A 14,524-nucleotide genomic window follows, 5' to 3' on the forward strand; every position below is an offset into this window, starting at 1 on the left:
ACGACCGGGGGGCCTTCGTACGGAACGAACGAGCGGGTGAACGTCAGACGTTCACGCCGAAGTCCTGGGCGATGCCCACCAGGCCCGAGGCGTAGCCCTGGCCGACGGCGCGGAACTTCCACTCGGCGCCGTTGCGGTACAGCTCGCCGAAGACCATCGCGGTCTCGGTGGCCGCGTCCTCGGACAGGTCGTAGCGGGCGATCTCGGCGCCGCCGGCCTTGTTGAGGATGCGGATGTAGGCGTTGCGCACCTGGCCGAAGTTCTGCGAGCGGTTCTCGGCGTCGTAGATCGAGACCGGGAAGACGATCTTCTCGATGTCGGCCGGGAGGCCGGCCAGGTTGACGTTGATCGCCTCGTCGTCGCCGGCGCCCTCGCCGGTGCGGTTGTCACCGGTGTGGACGATCGTGTTGTCCGGCGTCTGCTTGTTGTTGAAGAAGACGAAGTGGGCGTCGGAGTAGACCTTGCCCTGCGTGTTGACCGCGATCGCGGACGCGTCGAGGTCGAAGTCGGTGCCGGTGGTGGTACGGACGTCCCAGCCGAGGCCCACGGTGACTTCGGTCAGGCCCGGAGCCTCCTTGGTGAGCGAGACGTTGCCACCCTTGGACAGGCTTACAGCCATTGTTGGGAGTCCCTTCCTTCGTTTACTTACGGCAAGAAAGCTACAGCTACCCCATGAACGACGAGAGGGGTACGCAAGGTTCCTGCTCTCTTTACTTTCTTTACCGAGGCCCGGGTCAGGATATTGGGGTGACGTGGGCCGTCCGGGGACGGGAACATGGACGGCATGTCCGGTCCCCATGTCATCCGCGGCTCCGTCTCCCTGCCCGAGGCCGAGCTCGTCTGGCGTTTCTCGCGCTCCTCGGGGCCCGGCGGGCAGCACGTCAACACCACGGACACGGCGGTGGAGCTCCGCTTCGACCTGGCGAGGACCGAGTCCCTGCCCGAGGTGTGGAAGCGGCGGGCGCTGGAGCGGCTGGCCGGGCGCCTGACCGACGGGATCGTCACCGTCCGCGCCTCCGAGCACCGCTCGCAGTGGCGCAACCGCGAGAGTGCCGCCGTACGCCTCGCCGCCCTCCTCGCCGAGGCCACCGCGCCCCCGCCCAGGCCCCGCAGACCGACCCGCATCCCGCGCGGCATCAACGAACGCCGGCTGCGGGAGAAGAAGCAGCGCTCGCAGACCAAGCGGGGACGCTCCCCGAAGAGCTGGGACTGACCACCGCACCGGCCGTGCGGGTGCCGCTAACGGTCCAGGTCCAGCACGCCGACCGTCTCCTCCTCGGCCTTCTCCCCGTTCGGACGGAAGCCGAGGCCCAGGTAGAAGTCCTCGGGGCCGTCCGCACCGGGGTGCCAGGTGACGAAGAACTCGGTGCCGCCGCGGCGGCGGATCTCGGCGGCCACCGACTCCACGGCGAAGCGGCCGTAGCCCCGTCCCTGCTCGTCGGCGGCGATGTTCAGGCGCCACAGGCCGGAGCGCAGCGCGCTGCCGTCGTCGTACCAGTCGATGTCGAAGAAGCCCATGAGGAAGCCGACGGGACGGTCGCCGTCGACGATCAGACGGGGCCAGGCCTTGTGGGGGTGGAGGTAGGCCTCGGCGAGGGACTTCACCACCGGGGAGACGGCGAACTCCTGCTCGGGGCGCACGCGTATGGCGAGGGCGGCCTCGATGTTCGCGGGGGTGATCTCTTCGAGGCGGAGCGCGGTGCCGGTAGTCATGCGCGCACCCTAGGCGGGCGCCTTGCGCGGGACGAGCGAATTACCGCTCAGCCCAGCTGCCGGTACCGCCCCCGGAAGTACGCCAGCGGCCCCCCGTCCGCGCTCGGCAGCGCGGCGGTCAGCACGCGGCCGATCACCAGGGTGTGGTCCCCGGCCGGCACCCGCTGCTCGGTACGGCACTCCAGGGCCGCCAGCGCGCCGCCCACCAGAGGTGCCCCGGACGCCTCGCCCCGCCGGTGGGGAATGTCCGCGAAGAGGAGCCGGTCGCTGACGCGGCCCTTCATCGCGAAGCGGCCCGCGATGTGCCGCTGGTTCTCCGACAGCACGGAGACCGCCCACAGGGGCTGCTCGTCGAGCAGGTCGTCCATGCGGGAGCCCTCGCGCAGGCTGACCAGGACCAGCGGCGGGTCCAGGGACACCGACATGAACGCCGTCGCCGTCATCCCGACGTCCTCGCCGCTCGGCGCCCGCGGGTCGTCCGGGTCGAGCGACGGCTCCTGCGCGGTCACCAGGACCACGCCCGAGGCCAGCCGGGACATGGCGGCGCGGAACTCCTCGTTGCTCACCCCCTCAGCATGCCCGGGGGCGGGCGACGGCAACGGGAAGGCGGGGGACGCGGAGGCCTCGGGGGACGTGAGAGACGGAGAATTCGGCACGCCGCCACGCTAATCGCCGGGCCGTCGGCCCCGCATCGGCCCCCGGACCGAACCGGGGCGCGAACCGGGACCTAGGACCACAGAACGAGACGTGCGCATACCTACAAACTTTGCGTTCGGTAAACGCACAGGGAAAACGCAGAAACACCACTCAATTGTTCATCTTTCGCTGTGACTTGAGTCACAAGGAGCGGTAATTGTTGACCCTGTGTACCGAGTGGGGAGCGCGCTGTGATTCAGTGGCGGGGAACCTGCAAGGGCACCATCAGTAAAGGCGCCGAAGAGAACCCTTGATTCACTGCGAGGTCTCGGGGGGAGGGCGAGCATGGAGACCGAGTCGGAGCCCTACGTCCGTCTTGCGTCCCTGCGTCAGCTGCACCAGGCCATGGCCGACATGAACACGGCCCGCAGTCTGGCCGACACCCTGCAGACCGTCGCCGACGGCGTCGTCCACGCCCTCGGGTACGAACTGGCGTGCGTCAACCTGGTCCGCCCCGACGGCGACCTCGTCGTGGCGGCCTTCGCGGGCAACCAGGCCGCCGAGGCGCTGATCACCGGCCGCGTCGGCTCCCGCGACTCCTGGGACCGCCGCCTGGGCATGGGCGAGCAGTGGGGCGACCTGATCTTCATACCCCACACCGAGGGCTGGATCCTCGACGACGACGACGTCCCCCAGTGGTACACCGACGGACCCGCGCCCCGCTTCGAGGACGAGTGGCACCCCTCGGACCGGCTCTTCGCCCCGATGTACGCGCCCGGCCCGCAGGGCGGCGGCAACAGCGGCGAGCTGGTCGGCGTCCTGTCCGTGGACCGGCCGCGCAACGGCCGCCGCCCCGGCGCCTGGGGCCGCGAGGCTTTGCAGATGTACGCGTTCCAGGCCGCCATCGCGATCAGCAACGCCCGGCTCCGCTCCAACATGCAGCGCGCCCTGGTCCGCCTGGAACGCGACCAGCAGGCCCTCAGGGCCAGCGAGGAAAGCTTCCGCCAGGCCTTCGAGTACGCCCCCTCCGGCATGGCCATCGCCGAGATGGGCGGCGACCAGCACGGCCGCATCCTGCGCACCAACGACGCCCTGTGCCGCCTGCTCGGCCGCCCCGCCTCCGCGATGCGCCGCTACGCCTTCTCCGACCTCGTCCACCCCGAGGACATCGGCACCCTGCTGCGCACCTCCGCCGAGGGCGGCCGGGCCGAGCTGCGCCTGGGCCGCCGCGACGGCACCTACGTCTGGGTCTCCCTGCGCAACAGCGTCGTCGCCGACGCCGCCGACGGGCCGCGTTTCCTGCTCACCCACGTCGAGGACATAGAGGAGCGCAAGCGCCGCGAGCTCCAGCTCGCCCACCGCGCCTCCCACGACTCCCTCACCGGCCTGCCGAACTCCGCCGAGCTGCGCTCCCGCCTCGCCGCCCGGCTGTGCCGGCGCCCCCAGTCGTCCCACGCGGGCGTGGTGGACGCCATGGACGCCGCCTACGGAGACGCCGCCGTGTTCGACTCCGGCGGAGGAGACGCCGCCGTCTTCGACTCCGGCGGCCACACTTTCGACTTCGGGGCGGCGGCCGCCGATCCGTACGGCGCCTACGACCACCATGTGCACGCCGTCGCCCCCGAGGATGGCCGGGACGACGGCACCAAGGGGCTCGCGGTCCTCTTCTGCGACCTGGACGGCTTCAAGTCGATCAACGACCGGTTCGGGCACAACGCCGGCGACGCCGTCCTCATCGAGGTCGCCCGCCGGCTCAGCGACGGCGTGCGCGACGGCGACACGGTGGCCCGGCTCGGAGGTGACGAGTTCGTCATCCTCGCCAACGGGCTCGGCCGGGCCGACGCCCAGGACCTCGCCGTACGACTGCGAGGCGAGATCATCCAGCCGATCCGGGCCGAGGGGCGGGCCGTCCGCGTGGGCGCCAGCTTCGGCATCGGGTGGGCCCACTGCGGCATGACGGCGGACGAGGTACTGAAGTCCGCCGACGAACGGATGTACGTCGAGAAACGATCTCGTCCCAAACAGCATCGCCGAGCCGGATGATCACCAGGTCGGCGCCCTGGTGCGGTCCGAGTCACCCCTTCGGGTCAGTAGGAGCGGGTAGGCTCGCTGTCTCACACCCGTACCGCACACGCACCGCATCTGGTTAGGAGACCTAGGGATGACGCCCGGCAACAACGGCGCGAGCACGCCCGAGGACGACGACCCCTTCGGCTACCTCTACGCCGACGGGCAGGCCAACGGAGCCCAGCCGCCGTCCGGTGGCTACGGCTACCCGAACTCCGTCAACCGGGTGCGTCCCGTCGGCACACGGCAGTACGGGGCACCGCAGGGCCAGGCCGCGCCGACCGGCGCCTACGGCCAGGCCGCACCGCAGCAGCAGGGCGCCTACGGTCAGCCGCAGGGCGCCCACGGCCGGCCGAACGCGCACTACGCCGCGCCGGAGACCTTCCCCGGCGGCGGTGCTCCCACCGCCCCGCAGCAGTCGGGGCACGGCGGGGGCGGCGGACGCCGCGGCCCCAACACCAAGGGCCTGCTGATCGGCGCGGTCGCGGTGGTCGCCGCGGTCGTCATCGGCATCGCCGTGGCCATGACCAGCAGCAGCTCGGACGACGACAAGGGCGGCAACGAGGCCGGCGGCGACCCCGCCCCCACCCGGTCCGAGACCACCGACCCGAGCCCGTCGGCCAGTGACGGTGCCGGGGAAGAGGTGGAGCTGCCCGCGATCGACGCGAAGGCGCTGCGGCTGTCGCCCGGCGTGGCGACGGCGTCGGACATAGAGGGCGCCCGGTCGGACGGCGGCGTCTACGTGGCCAATCTCAACCAGCCCGGTGCCTCGGTCACCTGGACCGTGGACGGCATCCCCGAGGACGGCCTCTACACCTTCTTCGCCGGGTACAGCGCGGCCGGTGAGGACCAGTCGATGACCCTGACGGTCAACGGCAAGGAGTTCGGCAGCAAGCTGAACATGGGCAACTTCACCGGCGCCAAGGACGGCGACTTCGCCAAGGGCTGGACCACCACCTACGCCTGGCCCACCCTGAACAAGGGCACCAACACCATCACGCTCTCCTGCGCCGGCGGCGACAAGTGCAACGTGCTGCTGGACGAGTTCTCCCTGAAGAAGGGCCAGGTCAAGGAGTAGGGCGCCGCAGGCCGGGGCGTCACGCCGCGCCGGCCTCCGCCGTCACCGCGACCCCGCGTCCGAGCAGCTCCTCGTACGCCGCCCGGTCGAACTCGCCCGCCACCGGTGCCGCCACCGTCGCCGCGGACAGGGCGACCGCGCGGGCCAGGCGGTCCGGCCAGGGCAGGTTCTCGACCAGACCGGAGAGCAGCCCCGCGACCGCCGAGTCGCCCGCACCGGCCGGATTGCCCCGGACACGGGCGGGCGGGGCCGCACGCCAGCGGCCCTCCGGGGCGACCGCGAGCAGCCCCGCGGCGCCCAGCGAAGCGACCACGGCGCGGGCACCGCGGCGCCGGGCGGCCTGCGTGGCCCGCACCGGCTCGTGCGAGCCGGTCAGCTCGGCCAGTTCGTCGGCGTTCGGCTTGATCAGGTCCGGGCGGGCGGCGACCCCCCGGCGCAGCGGCTCACCGCTGGTGTCCAGCAGCACCGGCACGCCCGCGGCGCGTGCCGCGCGCACCAGCCCGGCGTAGGCGCCCACCGGGACGCCCGGCGGCAGGCTGCCGCACAGGGCGACCGCCGAGGCGCCGGTGAGCAGGTCCTCGTAGACGTCCTGGAAGGCGTTCCACTCGGCGGGTGCGACGGCCGGGCCCGGCTCGTTGAGCTGGGTGGTGTCGCCGGTGAGCTCGTCGACGACGGCGATGGTGCGCCGGGTCGCCCCCGCGACCGGCACGAGCGCGTCGGACATCCCGGGCACGCCGGCGAGCCCTTCGCGCACGACGTCACCGGTGACGCCGCCCGCGAAGCCGGTGACCGTCACCGGGTGCCCGAGGGCCGCCAGCACCCGGGCCACGTTCAGCCCCTTGCCGCCGGGCCGCTCCGTCACCTCGGTGACCCGGTGGGAGGCGTGGGGCCTGAGACGCGGGACGCGGTAGGTGATGTCGAGAGCGGTGTTCAGTGTGACGGTGAGGACCACCCGTGTCGCCCGTGTCACCTGCGCCGACCTCCCCCGATCGCCTGCGGCCGCCTTCCGCGGGCAGGCTGCCTTCCGTGGACACGATCATGCCAAAAGGACGGCGGTCGGCCCAGCCCCCGGTCCAGCCCCCGGTCCAGCTCCCGGTCCGGCTACCGCCGGCCGGACCCGGGGCCGGATCGAGGCCGGTTTGGGGCCGGTCCGGGAACGAGGCCGGAGACGGGCCGGTCTCCGGGCCGGTCCGGAGACCGGCCGGGGGACGGATCAGCCCAGCTGGGGATCGACCACCCATTCGCCCCGGCGCATGACGCCCACCAGGTCGAACGCGGCGTCCAGGACCACCAGGTCGGCGTCCTTGCCGGGCTCCAGGGAGCCGACCCGGTCGCCCAGACCGAGCAGTCGGGCGGGGTTGGCGGAGATCGCCGCGACGACGTCCTCCACGGCCAGCCCGTCCACCGTCACCGCCCGCTTGAAGGCGCGGTCCAGGGTGAGCGTGGAGCCCGCGATCGAGCCGCCCTCCACCAGCCGGGCCACGCCGTCGGCGACCTCGACCTCCATCGGGCCGAGCAGGTAGCGGCCGTCGCCGAAGCCGGCCGCGTCCATCGCGTCGGTGATGAAGGCGACCCGGGCGGCGCCCGCGTGGTGGAAGGCCAGCTGCAGCGCGGCCGGGTGCAGATGGGTGCCGTCGTTGATCAGCTCGACGGTGATCCGCTCGTCCTCCAGCAGCGCCGTGATCGGGCCGGGGGCGCGGTGGCCGAGCGGCGGCATCGCGTTGAAGAGGTGCGTGGCGACCGTGGCGCCCGCGTCGATGGCCTGGAGCGTCTGCTCGTACGTCGCGTCCGTGTGCCCGACCGCCGCGATCACGCCGTGCTCCGCGAGCAGCCGTACGGAGTCCAGGCCGCCCGGCAGCTCGGTGGCCAGCGTCAGCATCTTCGCGTGGCCGCGCGCGGCGTCGATGAGCTTGCGGACCTCGGCCGGGTCGGGATCGCGCAGCAGCTGCTCGTCGTGGGCGCCCTTGCGGCACGGGGAGATGAACGGTCCCTCGAAGTGGATGCCGGCGATGTCGCCCTGCTGGGCCAGCTCGGCGAGCAGCCCGGCGTGCCGGGCGAGGAAGTCCAGGTCACCGGTGACGGCGGAGGCGACCACCGTGGTGGTGCCGTGCAGGCGGTGGGTCTCGACGCCCTTGAGGACGTCCTCGGCGGTGCCGCCGGTGAAGGAGGCTCCGCCGCCGCCGTGGTTGTGGATGTCGACGAAGCCGGGGACCACCCAGAGGCCCGACAGGTCGAGGACTTCGGCCCGAGGGGGCGCCGTGTCGGCGATCCGCGTGCCGTCGACGATGACGCGGCCGTCGTCCACGGTCCCGGTGGGCAGTACCACCCGGGCACCGGCGAGAACCTTGCTTGGGGCCATCAGGTGGTTACCTCCGGGGGAGTCGCGGTCGTGGAAACGGAAGAAGTGGTGCCGTGGGGCTCGGTGCCGAGCGGTTCGGTGCCGGTCCGGCCGGTGCCGAGCGGGCCGGTGCCGAACCGGTCGGCCTCGACCAGGTCCCAGGCCATGAGCCCGGCACCCAGGCAGCCGGCGGTGTCCCCCAGGGCAGCGGGGACGATCTCTGGCAGCTTCTGGAAGGTGACGCGCCGCCGGACCGCGTCCCGCAGCGGTGTGAACAAGGTTTCCCCCGCCTCGGCGAGGCCGCCACCGATGATCAGGACGCGCGGGTCCAGCAGAGTGAGCGCGGTGACCAGCCCGTCGGCGAGCGCGTCCACGGCGTCCTGCCACACGGCGAGCGCCCGGGTGTCGCCCGACGCGACGGCCTTGGCGCAGTCGGCGGCGTCCGCGTCCGGGTCGCCGCACGCTTCGGCCCAGGCCTGGCTGACCGCCGACGCGGACGCGAACCGCTCGAGGCAGCCGCGCTGCCCGCACGGGCACGGGGTGCCGCCGGGACGTACGACGATGTGGCCGATCTCGCCCGCGAAGCCGTGGGCGCCCGACTCCACCCGGCCGTCGATGCCGATGGCACCCGCGATGCCGGTGCCCAGCGGCACGAACAGGAACCGGTCGGCGCCCTGTCCCGCCCCGATGCGTCCCTCGGCGAGCCCGCCGGTGCGCACGTCGTGGCCGAGGGCGACCGGGACGGAGCCGAGCCGCTCGCCGAGCAGCGCCCGCAGCGGTACGTCGCGCCAGCCGAGGTTGGCCGCGTACACGGCGGTGCCGCTCTCCTCGTCGATGATGCCGGGGACGGCCACCCCGGCGGCGCGGGCGGGCTCGCCGAACCGGTCGGCACCGTAGGCGCGCAGTTCGGCGGCGAAGTCCAGGATGCCCGCGACGACCGCCTCGGGCCCGCGGTCGCGGCCGGTGGCCCGGCGCGCCTGGTGCAGCAGCTCGCCCCCAGGCCCGGCCAGGGCGGCCTTCATCCCGGTGCCGCCCACGTCGAGGGCGATGACATGTCTCACGGGGACAGTGTGGCCCGTCGACCCGGGAGAGGTCTAGTCCACTGTCGTGGTGTAGACCTTAATCCGTTAAACGGACAAGCGAACAAGCGAACGCACAAGCAAAGCGGCGAACGGCAAGTCGTCGGCAGGGTTGGGGAATCAGGGTGCAGCGGCGTAGGACAGGAACGATCGCGGTGGTGTCCGCACTGGGCATGACAGCGGTCCTCGGTGGCTGCGGACTCACCGGGGACTCCGGCGAGGTGACCCTGAAGCTGGTCGCCGCCGACTACGGCGACAGCAAGGCCAACAGCTCGCAGGCCTACTGGGACGAGCTGGCCAAGGCCTACGAGGCCACCCACTCCGACGTGCACGTGGACGTCACCGTGTACTCCTGGAACGACGTCGACCGCAAGGTCCGCGAGATGGTCGAGGCCGGCAAGGCGCCCGACATGGCGCAGATCGGCGCCTACTCCGACTACGCGGACAAGGACCTGCTCTACCGGGCCGACGACCTGCTCTCCATCCCGGTCCAGGCCAACTACGTCTCGCAGCTCGCCGGCGCCGGCCAGGTCAACGGCGTGCAGTACGGCCTGCCCTTCGCGGCCTCCACCCGCGTGCTCTTCTACAACAAGACCCTCTTCGACAAGGCCGGCGTCACCCCGCCGAAGACCTGGGACGACCTCGCCGACGCCGCCGGGAAGCTCAAGGCGGAGGGCGTGAAGTACCCGTACGCGCTGCCGCTGGGCCCCGAGGAGGCACCGGCCGAGACGATGCAGTGGATGCTCAGCGGCGGGGGCGGCTACACCGACGACGTCGGCACCTACTCCGTCGACTCGCCGCAGAACGTCACCACCTTCACCTGGCTCAAGGACGAACTGGTCGGCAAGGGCCTCACCGGCCCGGTCGCCCCCGGCAGACTCAACCGGGCCGACGCCTTCGCCGCCTTCGCGAACGGCGACGTCGGCATGCTCAACGGGCACCCCACGCTGATGAAGACGGCGTCCGGCAAGGGCGTGAAGTACGGCATGGTGCCGACCCCCGGCATCGACGGCGCCAGCAGGAACACGCTCGGTGTCACCGACTGGATGACCGCCTTCAAGGAGAACGGCCACCGGGAGGAGATCGGCGACTTCCTCGACTTCGTCTACAACGACGAGAACGTCCTCGCCTTCTCCCGCCAGTACGACCTGCTGCCGGTGACCACCTCCGCGTCCCAGGTGATGAGCAGCGCGGCGGAGGACAAGGACCTCCAGCCGTTCCTGAACGAGCTGCTGCTCTCCGAGCTCTACCCGGTCGGCAAGAGCTCCTGGGCCTCGGTCAGCGCGGACGTCAAGAAGCGCATCGGCCAGGCGGTCGCCCCCGGCGGCAGCACCAAGGAGGTGCTCGGCCAGATCCAGGCGACGGCGATGCGGGCGGGCAGCGCGGAGTAGCGGCGCGGAGTGCGGGGGCGCCGCTGTCGGCGGCGGGCGCTACGGTGCCGTACATGGACCTGGGACAGAGGGAGCGGAACATCCTCGCGCTGGAGCGCCGCGGATTCCCCGGCCCCGGCGCGAAGGAACGCGCCATCCGCGAGGAACTGGGCCTGGCTCCCGTCCGCTACTACCAGCTCCTCAACGCCCTCCTGGACGACCCCCGCGCCCTGGCGGCCGACCCGGTGACGGTCAACCGGCTGCGCCGGATACGGGAGTCGCGGCGCTCGGAGCGGTGACGCCGCCTGGCACGGACGGGGACAGCCTCCCCCGGGGGAGTCCCCCGGGAGCCTCCGGCGTCCCCCGGGCGGGCGTGACCCGCGGCGCGATCGCGGGGCCCGCATTCGCCGGGCCGTCCGCGAGACGCGGGCCGTCCGCGAGACGCGGGCCGTCCGGTGCCCGTTCGGCCGGTGCGGTGTGCGGCCGGTGTGCGGCAGAGGTGTGCGAGCGATGCGTGGGCCCCGCGCCGGCGGGATAGGTTCGCGGTATGGGCAGCCACCAGGACTCCACCCGCGACGACTTCCCGGACCACCTGCCGACGCCCGCGACGGCGGCCGGACGCGAAGGGCTCCACGCCCTTCTCGCCCGTCCCGGCCGCGCGGTGGTCGCGCTCGACTTCGACGGCACGCTCGCCCCGATCGTCGCCGACCCCGACCGGGCCCGCGCCCACCCGGACGCCGTACCGGCGCTCGCGGCCCTCGCCCCGCAGGTCGCCTCCGTCGCGGTGATCACCGGCCGCCCGGCCGAGGTCGCGGTCCGCCACGGCGGCTTCGCCGACGTCCCCGGCCTGGACCACCTCGTCGTCCTCGGCCACTACGGCGCCGAACGCTGGGACGCCGCCACCGGCACCCTCACCACCCCCGACCCGCACCCCGGCGTCGCCGCAGTCCGCGCCGAGCTGCCGGGACTGCTGGCGCGGTCCGGGGCGGAGCAGGGCACGTGGACCGAGGAGAAGGGCCACGCGGTCGCCGTCCACACCCGCCGCGCCCCCGACCCCCAGGCGGCCTTCGACACCCTGCGCGCCCCGCTCACCGACCTGGCCTCCCGCCACGGCCTGATCGTCGAACCGGGCCGCATGGTCCTGGAACTGCGCCCGCCCGGCATGGACAAGGGCGCCGCCCTGCGGGAGTACGTCCGGGAGGTCGACGCGGGTGCCGTCCTCTACGCCGGCGACGACCTGGGTGACCTCCCCGCCTTCGCGGCGGTCGACCGGCTCCGCACCGAGGGCACCCCTGGCCTCCTGGTCTGCAGCGGCAGCGACGAGGTCCCCGACCTCCGCGAACGCGCCGACCTGGTGGTCGACGGCCCAGCGGGAGTGGTGGCACTCGTCCGTGCCCTGGCGGACGCCACGTAGCCGCGGGCGGTCCCGCCGCAGGGTGGGCGCGGCGGCACCCGGCAGCACCGGGCCCCGCGACCCACCTCAGCCCGGCCCCGATCCCAGTCCCGCCCCCGAGCCCGGCCTGAGCCCAGCCCAGCCCAGCCCAGCTCTGCCTCGCCCTGGGCTCAGCCCAGCCCCGGCCTCGATCCCAGCCCTGGCCCCGATTCGAGCCCCAGCCTCGCCCTGAGCCCAGCCTCGCCCTGAGCCCAGCCCAGCCCCAGCCCCCCGCGCCGGTCACCCGGCCATCAAGACCGCAGCGCCTCCAACTGCTCCAGGAACCACCGCGCCGGAGGCAGCGCCGTACCCGCCGCCGCCAGCCGCTTCGACCGCTCCGCCCGCTCCCCGGCCCCCACCGACAACGCCTCGTGCAGCGCCTCGGCCGTCCCCGACACGTCGTACGGATTCACCACCACCGCGTCCTCGCCCAGCTCCTCGTACGCCCCCGCCTCCCGGGACAGCACCAGCACGCACCCCTCGTCGGAGACGACCGGTACCTCCTTCGCGACGAGGTTCATCCCGTCCCGGACGGGATTGACCAGCGCCACGTCCGCCAGCCGGTAGGCCGCCAGCGACCGCGCGAAGTCGTCCTTCACATGCAGTACGACCGGCGTCCACCCGGCCGTCCCGAACTCGGCGTTGATCGCCTCGGCCACCCGCCGTACCTCGGCCGTGTACTCCCGGTACACGGCGAGGTCCTGCCGCGACGGATACGCGAACGCGACGTGCACGACCCGCTCCCGCCACTCGGGCCGCCCCGCCAGCAGCTCCCGGTACGCCAGCAGCCCCCGCACGATGTTCTTCGACAGCTCGGTCCGGTCCACCCGCACGATCGTCTTCCGCGCGCTCCCGTCCGGGCCCTCGCCGATCTCCGCCCGCAGCGCCGCCATCCGCTCGTCCACGTCGGCCTCGTGCGAGCGCTGCCGCAGGAAGTCCGCGTCCGCGCCGAGCCCGTGCACGCCGGTCTCCGTGGAGCCGAGCCCGCCCACCAGCGCCTCGCAGCACGCGGTGAACGCGTCGGCCCAGCGCCGGGTGAGGAAGCCGAGCCGGTCGGCGCCGAGCATGCCGCGCAGCACCTGCTCGGCGATGTCGTCCGGCAGCATCCGGAAGTAGTCGACCGGCGCCCACGGCGTGTGCGAGAAGTGCCCGATCCTGAGATCCGGCCGCAGCTCGCGCAGCATCCCCGGCACCAGCGTCAGGTGGTAGTCCTGCACGATCGCGACCGCGCCCTCGGCGGCCTCCTCGGCCAGCGCCTGGGCGAACGCCCGGTTGTAGGCCTCGTAGGAGGCCCACTGCCGCCGGAACTCCGCGTCGAAGACCGGCTCCACGGGCGTCTGGTAGAGCATGTGGTGCACGAACCACAGCACGCTGTTGGCGATCCCGTTGTACGCGTCCGCGTGCACGTCGGCCGGTACGTCCAGCATCCGCACGCCGTCCTCGCCGATCCCGCGCCGCACCGCCTCGCGGTCACCGTCGCCGAGCGCGGAGCACACCCACAGCGCCCCCGCGTCCGGCCCGATGGCCGACAGTCCGGAGACCAGTCCGCCACCGCCGCGCTTGGCGTGCAGCGAACCGTCCTGACGCACCTCGTACGAGACCGGCCCCCTGTTGGAGGCGACCAGCACCTGAGCAGCACCGAAGCTTGAAGCCATACGCCTCAACCTAGCCCGGTCCCGAAACCCTCAAACGTGGTCACCTTCCACACCGGCTTCCACACCGGCCTCCGCACCGGCCCACGCCCCCGCCCGGCCGGTGTTCAGGCCACCCGCCGGGCCGCGTACTCCGCGATCTCCGTCATCGGGGGCCGCTCCTCGGTGTCCACGGAGTACGTACGCGGCTCGAAGCCGTCGGCGCCCCGTTCGAACTGGATGAGGGACGGGCGGACCAGGTGGCCGCGGGCCAGCCGGAGCTGGGCGGTGCGGTAGATCGCGGCGGACATGCGGCCCAGCGCCTGGCCGTCCTGGTGCCGGTGCCGGCGCACGCCGACGTCGACCTGCGCGAGGGCGTCCAGACCCACCAGGTGCAGGGAGTCGACCAGCATGCCCAGCTCGACCCCGTAGCCGACGGGGAAGGGAAGCTGCTCGAGGAGGGAGCGGCGGGCCGCGTACTCGCCGCCGAGCGGCTGGACGAAACCGGCCAGCTGCGGCCAGTGCATGTTGAGCAGCGGCCGGGCCATCAGCTCCGTGACCCGGCCGCCCTGCCCGGCCGCCGCGCCCAGCGGGCGGTCGTACATGGCCTTGACGAGGTGCACGTCCGGGTCAGTCAGCAGCGGGCCCACGATCCCGGAGACGAAGTCGGCGGAGAACTCGCGCAGGTCGGCGTCGACGAAGCACACGATGTCACCGCCGGTGACCAGCAGCGAGCGCCACAGCACCTCGCCCTTGCCGGGCACGGCCGGGATGCGGGGGAGGATCGCGTCACGGTGCACGACGCGCGCGCCCGCCGCCGCGGCCACCGCCGACGTACGGTCGCTCGATCCGGAGTCCACGACGACGATCTCGTCGACGAGCGGGACCCGCCCCATCAGGTCGCGGCGGATCACCGTGACGATGTCGCCGACCGTCGCCTCCTCGTCGAGGGCGGGCAGCACCACGCTGACCGACTGCCCGGTGGCGTGCTTGGCGGCGAGGAGCTGCTGGATCGGCCGGTCCGCCACGGACCAGGAGCGTGCGCTCAACCAGCGCTCGACTTCTTCCAGCACGTCCGGGGGCTCCTTCGTGATCCGTTGTGATCCATCTCGCGGTGCGGACGACTGTCTCAACCGCCCTGGCCTTCGGTTACAGTCTTGAACAACGCGGAGGCCTACCG

The 14,524-nt window shown here is 72.9% G+C and carries 14 protein-coding genes; 6 read left to right on the plus strand and 8 right to left on the minus strand.

Translation table 11 applies throughout. The features are described 5' to 3' along the window. Positions 1 to 43: 43 nt before the first annotated feature. Complete coding sequence (locus ACH4F2_RS18585) at positions 44 to 619, minus strand: TerD family protein (protein WP_398133778.1); 576 nt, start codon at positions 617 to 619, stop codon at positions 44 to 46. Between the two features lie 156 nt (positions 620 to 775). On the opposite strand from ACH4F2_RS18585, the gene arfB reads away from it, so the two are divergent. Further along, complete coding sequence (gene arfB / locus ACH4F2_RS18590) at positions 776 to 1,213, plus strand: alternative ribosome rescue aminoacyl-tRNA hydrolase ArfB (RefSeq protein WP_398133779.1); 438 nt, start codon at positions 776 to 778, stop codon at positions 1,211 to 1,213. Between the two features lie 26 nt (positions 1,214 to 1,239). Here the strand turns inward: arfB and ACH4F2_RS18595 are convergent, their stop codons facing one another. Beyond that, the gene (locus tag ACH4F2_RS18595) at positions 1,240 to 1,713 is read right to left on the minus strand and encodes a GNAT family N-acetyltransferase (RefSeq protein ID WP_398133780.1); all 474 of its coding nucleotides are present in this window, start codon (positions 1,711 to 1,713) and stop codon (positions 1,240 to 1,242) included. A gap of 47 nt (positions 1,714 to 1,760) precedes the next feature. After that, entirely contained in the window at positions 1,761 to 2,369 is a 609-nt protein-coding gene (locus ACH4F2_RS18600; RefSeq protein WP_398133781.1) for a flavin reductase family protein, read from the minus strand. Between the two features lie 325 nt (positions 2,370 to 2,694). Here ACH4F2_RS18600 and cdgB point away from each other — a divergent pair, with 325 nt between their 5' ends. Both cdgB and ACH4F2_RS18610 read left to right on the plus strand, forming a co-directional pair. After that, a complete protein-coding gene (gene cdgB, locus ACH4F2_RS18605) occupies positions 2,695 to 4,392 on the plus strand; it encodes a diguanylate cyclase CdgB (RefSeq protein WP_398133782.1) in 1,698 nt (565 codons plus the stop codon). Positions 4,393 to 4,510: 118 nt separating this feature from the next. Further along, on the plus strand, positions 4,511 to 5,494 hold the full coding sequence (locus ACH4F2_RS18610) for a carbohydrate-binding protein (RefSeq protein ID WP_398133783.1): 984 nt from the start codon (positions 4,511 to 4,513) through the stop codon (positions 5,492 to 5,494). A 19-nt stretch (positions 5,495 to 5,513) separates the two neighbouring features. Here ACH4F2_RS18610 and ACH4F2_RS18615 read toward each other — a convergent pair whose 3' ends face one another. From ACH4F2_RS18615 to ACH4F2_RS18625, 3 genes are all read right to left on the minus strand, one after another. Continuing rightward, positions 5,514 to 6,446, minus strand: coding sequence for a 1-phosphofructokinase family hexose kinase (locus tag ACH4F2_RS18615; RefSeq protein WP_398133919.1), 933 nt, complete (start codon positions 6,444 to 6,446; stop codon positions 5,514 to 5,516). 261 nt (positions 6,447 to 6,707) lie between these two features. Continuing rightward, entirely contained in the window at positions 6,708 to 7,853 is a 1,146-nt protein-coding gene (gene nagA / locus ACH4F2_RS18620) for an N-acetylglucosamine-6-phosphate deacetylase (RefSeq protein ID WP_398133784.1), read from the minus strand. Further along, entirely contained in the window at positions 7,853 to 8,893 is a 1,041-nt protein-coding gene (locus tag ACH4F2_RS18625) for an ROK family protein (RefSeq protein WP_398133785.1), read from the minus strand. The genes nagA and ACH4F2_RS18625 overlap by 1 nt, the downstream gene beginning before the upstream one ends. A 191-nt stretch (positions 8,894 to 9,084) precedes the next feature. Here ACH4F2_RS18625 and ACH4F2_RS18630 point away from each other — a divergent pair, with 191 nt between their 5' ends. From ACH4F2_RS18630 to otsB, 3 genes are all read left to right on the plus strand, one after another. Next, on the plus strand, positions 9,085 to 10,302 hold the full coding sequence (locus ACH4F2_RS18630) for an ABC transporter substrate-binding protein (protein ID WP_398133920.1): 1,218 nt from the start codon (positions 9,085 to 9,087) through the stop codon (positions 10,300 to 10,302). Between the two features lie 53 nt (positions 10,303 to 10,355). Further along, a complete protein-coding gene (locus ACH4F2_RS18635) occupies positions 10,356 to 10,580 on the plus strand; it encodes a DUF3263 domain-containing protein (protein ID WP_398133786.1) in 225 nt (74 codons plus the stop codon). A 248-nt stretch (positions 10,581 to 10,828) separates the two neighbouring features. After that, the gene (otsB, locus tag ACH4F2_RS18640; protein WP_398133787.1) at positions 10,829 to 11,695 is read left to right on the plus strand and encodes a trehalose-phosphatase; all 867 of its coding nucleotides are present in this window, start codon (positions 10,829 to 10,831) and stop codon (positions 11,693 to 11,695) included. 269 nt (positions 11,696 to 11,964) lie between these two features. On the opposite strand, the gene ACH4F2_RS18645 is transcribed toward otsB, so the two are convergent. Further along, entirely contained in the window at positions 11,965 to 13,368 is a 1,404-nt protein-coding gene (locus ACH4F2_RS18645; RefSeq protein ID WP_398133788.1) for a trehalose-6-phosphate synthase, read from the minus strand. A gap of 104 nt (positions 13,369 to 13,472) precedes the next feature. Continuing rightward, positions 13,473 to 14,417: a glucosyl-3-phosphoglycerate synthase gene (locus ACH4F2_RS18650; protein ID WP_398133789.1), complete on the minus strand. Its 945-nt coding sequence runs from the start codon at positions 14,415 to 14,417 to the stop codon at positions 13,473 to 13,475. Positions 14,418 to 14,524 lie beyond the last annotated feature (107 nt).

The organism is Streptomyces sp. NPDC017890, from assembly GCF_044328675.1.
GTDB lineage: Bacteria > Actinomycetota > Actinomycetes > Streptomycetales > Streptomycetaceae > Streptomyces.

What these genes read in the sequence shown, in the direction of transcription:
- ACH4F2_RS18585 (WP_398133778.1), bottom strand. Translation starts at nt 619, where the DNA reads ATGGCTGTAAGCCTGTCCAAGGGTGGCAACGTCTCGCTCACCAAGGAG.
- arfB (WP_398133779.1), top strand. Translation starts at nt 776, where the DNA reads ATGGACGGCATGTCCGGTCCCCATGTCATCCGCGGCTCCGTCTCCCTG.
- ACH4F2_RS18595 (WP_398133780.1), bottom strand. Translation starts at nt 1,713, where the DNA reads ATGACTACCGGCACCGCGCTCCGCCTCGAAGAGATCACCCCCGCGAAC.
- cdgB (WP_398133782.1), top strand. Translation starts at nt 2,695, where the DNA reads ATGGAGACCGAGTCGGAGCCCTACGTCCGTCTTGCGTCCCTGCGTCAG.
- ACH4F2_RS18610 (WP_398133783.1), top strand. Translation starts at nt 4,511, where the DNA reads ATGACGCCCGGCAACAACGGCGCGAGCACGCCCGAGGACGACGACCCC.
- nagA (WP_398133784.1), bottom strand. Translation starts at nt 7,853, where the DNA reads ATGGCCCCAAGCAAGGTTCTCGCCGGTGCCCGGGTGGTACTGCCCACC.
- ACH4F2_RS18630 (WP_398133920.1), top strand. Translation starts at nt 9,085, where the DNA reads ATGACAGCGGTCCTCGGTGGCTGCGGACTCACCGGGGACTCCGGCGAG.
- ACH4F2_RS18635 (WP_398133786.1), top strand. Translation starts at nt 10,356, where the DNA reads ATGGACCTGGGACAGAGGGAGCGGAACATCCTCGCGCTGGAGCGCCGC.
- otsB (WP_398133787.1), top strand. Translation starts at nt 10,829, where the DNA reads ATGGGCAGCCACCAGGACTCCACCCGCGACGACTTCCCGGACCACCTG.
- ACH4F2_RS18645 (WP_398133788.1), bottom strand. Translation starts at nt 13,368, where the DNA reads ATGGCTTCAAGCTTCGGTGCTGCTCAGGTGCTGGTCGCCTCCAACAGG.